Annotated in this window: 2 protein-coding genes; both read right to left on the bottom strand. The window is 68.5% G+C overall.

The genetic code is table 11. The annotated features are described in order from the left end of the window. The coding region (locus VLG41_RS03250) for a xanthine dehydrogenase family protein molybdopterin-binding subunit (protein WP_325347966.1) at positions 1-2,263 on the bottom strand (2,263 nt) is incomplete at its 3' end. A gap of 10 nt (positions 2,264-2,273) precedes the next feature. Next, positions 2,274-2,738 carry a (2Fe-2S)-binding protein gene (locus VLG41_RS03245; protein ID WP_325347965.1) on the bottom strand — a complete coding sequence of 155 codons (465 nt, stop codon included), beginning with the start codon at positions 2,736-2,738 and terminating at the stop codon, positions 2,274-2,276. Positions 2,739-2,782 lie beyond the last annotated feature (44 nt).

Genomic DNA, 2,782 nt, shown 5'->3' with positions numbered 1-2,782 from the left:
GGGGGGAGCCGATGGCCCCCGCCTCGCCGCAGCCCTTGGTGCCCAGCGGGTTGGTGGTGCAGGGCGTGGTCACGTGGCCCAGGGTGAAGCTGGGCACGTCGTCCGCGCGCGGCATGGCGTAGTCCATGAAGGAACCGGTGACGAGCTGGCCCGTCTCGCGGTCGTACACGCAGTGCTCCAGCAGCGCCTGGCCAATGCCTTGCACCAGCCCGCCGTGCACCTGGCCCTCCACGATCATCGGGTTGATGATGGTGCCGAAGTCGTCCACCGCGGTGAAGCGGTCCACGCGCGTCTCGCCCGTCTCGGGGTTCACCTCCACCTCGGCGATGTAGGTGCCGCCGGGGAAGGTGAAGTTGGTCGGGTCGTAGAAGGCGGTTTCGTTCAGGCCCGGCTCCAGCTTGTCCAGCGGGTAGTTGTGCGGCACGTAGGCCGTCAGCGCCACCTGGCCGAAGGCGATCTTCTTGTCCGTGCCCTTCACCGTGAACTCGCCGTTGGCGAAGTCGATGTCCGCGTCGCTCGCCTCCAGCAGGTGCGCGGCGATCTTCTTGGCCTTGGCCTCGATCTTGTCCAGCGCGCGCATGATGGCCGCGCCGCCCACCGAGATGGAGCGCGAGCCATACGTGCCCATGCCAAACGGCACGCGCCCCGTGTCGCCGTGCACGATGTCCACCTGCGACGGATCGATGCCCAGCCGCGACGCCACCACCTGCGCGAACGTCGTCTCATGCCCCTGGCCGTGGCTGTGCGAACCGGTGAACACCGTGACGCTGCCCGTGGGGTGCACGCGCACCTCGCCGCATTCGAACAGGCCCGCGCGCGCGCCCAGCGCCCCGGCGATGTTCGACGGCGCGAGGCCGCAGGCCTCGATGTAGCTGCTGTAGCCGATGCCGCGCAGCAGGCCCTTGGCCTTGCTCGCCTCGCGTCGCTTGGCAAAGCCCGCCACGTCGGCCAGCTCATTGGCCTTGTCCATGCACGCGTGGAAGTCTCCCGTGTCGTACTGCAGCGCCACCGGCGTCTGGTACGGGAACTGGGTGATGAAGTTGCGGCGGCGGATCTCGTCCTGGCTGAGGTTCATCTCCCACGCGGCGCGGCTCACGATGCGCTCCAGCAGGTAGGTGGCCTCGGGCCGGCCCGCGCCGCGGTACGCGTCCACCGGCGATGTGTTGGTGAACCAGGCGTCCACCTCCACGTAGATCTGCGGCGTGGTGTACTGCCCCGCCAGCAGCGTGGCGTACAGGATGGTGGGCACCGCCGTGGAGAAGGTGGAGAGGTAAGCGCCCAGGTTCGCGTCCGTGTGCACGCGAAAGCCCAGGAACTTGCCGTCCTTGTCCATCGCCAGCTCGGCGTGCGTCACGTGGTCGCGGCCGTGCGCGTCGCACAGAAAGGCTTCGCTGCGTTCGCACGTCCATTTGATGGCCGTGTTGAGCTTCTTCGCGGCCCAGGTCACGGCCACGTCCTCCGCGTACAGGAAGATCTTGGCGCCGAAGCCACCCCCCACGTCCGGCGCGATCACGCGCACCTTGTGCTCGGGCAGGCCCAGCACAAAGGCCGTCATCAGCAGCCGCTCCACGTGCGGGTTCTGGTTGGCCACGTACAGCGTGTACTCGTCGTTGGCGCGGTTGTAGGCGCCGATCGCCGCGCGCGGCTCAATGGGGTTGGGCGCGAGCCGGTTGTTGACGAGGTCGATCTTCGTCACATGCGCGGCCTTGGCAAACGTCGCGTCCACCGCCGCCTTGTCGCCGATGGCCCACTTGTAGCAGTGGTTGTCGGGCGCGATGTCGTGCAGCGCCGTGCCCTTGGGCGCGTCGCGCACGTCCACCACGGCGGGCAGGGGCTCGTAGTCCACCTCCACCAGCTCGGCGGCGTTCTTGGCGTTCTCCAGCGTGTCGGCCACCACGATGGCCACGTGGTCGCCCACGTAGCGCACCTTGCCCTGCGCCAGGAAGGGGTGGGGCGGCTCCTTCATCGGCTGGCCGTCGGTGCTGGTGATGAGCCAGCCGCAGGGCAGGCCGGCCACCTTGTCGGCGGCCACGTCCTGCCCGTCGAAGATGCCCACCACGCCCGGCGCGGCCAGCGCGGCCGTCTTGTTCACGGAGCGGATGTTGGCGTGCGGATGCGGCGAGCGCACGAACACCGCGTGCTTCATGCCGGCGAGCTGAATGTCGTCGGTGTACTGGCCCGCGCCGGTGAGGAAACGGTAGTCCTCCTTGCGGCGCAGCGGCTCACCGATGTGGGGGAGTTTGGCGAAATCGATGGCACCCATGACTCGCTCCTTACTTCATGGCCGCAGCGCCTTGCTGCACGGCCTTGACGATGTTGTGGTACCCCGTGCAGCGGCACAGGTTGCCTTCCAGTTGCTCGCGGATCTGCGCCTCATTGGCGCCGGGGTGGCGCTGGCACAGGTCCACCGCGCTCATCACCATGCCCGGCGTGCAGAAGCCGCACTGCAGGCCGTGGCACTCCTTGAAGGCGGCCTGCATGGGGTGCATGGTCCCGTCGGCCGCGGCCATGCCTTCGATGGTGGTGACCGAGCGCCCGGCCACCTGGGCCAGCAGCACGTTGCACGACTTCACGGCCTTGCCGTCCACGTGCACGGTGCAGGCGCCGCATTGCGCGGTGTCGCAGCCCACGTGGGTGCCGGTGAGGCGCAGGTGTTCTCGAAGCGCGTGCACCAGCAGCGTGTGGGGTGCCGCGTCCACGGCCACGCTTCGGCCGTTGACCTTCAGTTCTACGGGCATGTTTGTCTCCTGGGTTCGTGGGGAAGCCGGGGACAGTGGAGCAC

The organism is Hydrogenophaga sp. (assembly GCF_035481345.1).
In the GTDB taxonomy this organism is placed as follows: domain Bacteria; phylum Pseudomonadota; class Gammaproteobacteria; order Burkholderiales; family Burkholderiaceae_C; genus Hydrogenophaga.
Note: the sequence above shows the minus strand (reverse complement) of the source record. Positions and strands in the feature narration are given on the sequence as shown.

Coding starts and splice junctions, on each gene's coding strand:
- VLG41_RS03245 (WP_325347965.1), bottom strand. CDS start 2,738: ATGCCCGTAGAACTGAAGGTCAACGGCCGAAGCGTGGCCGTGGACGCG.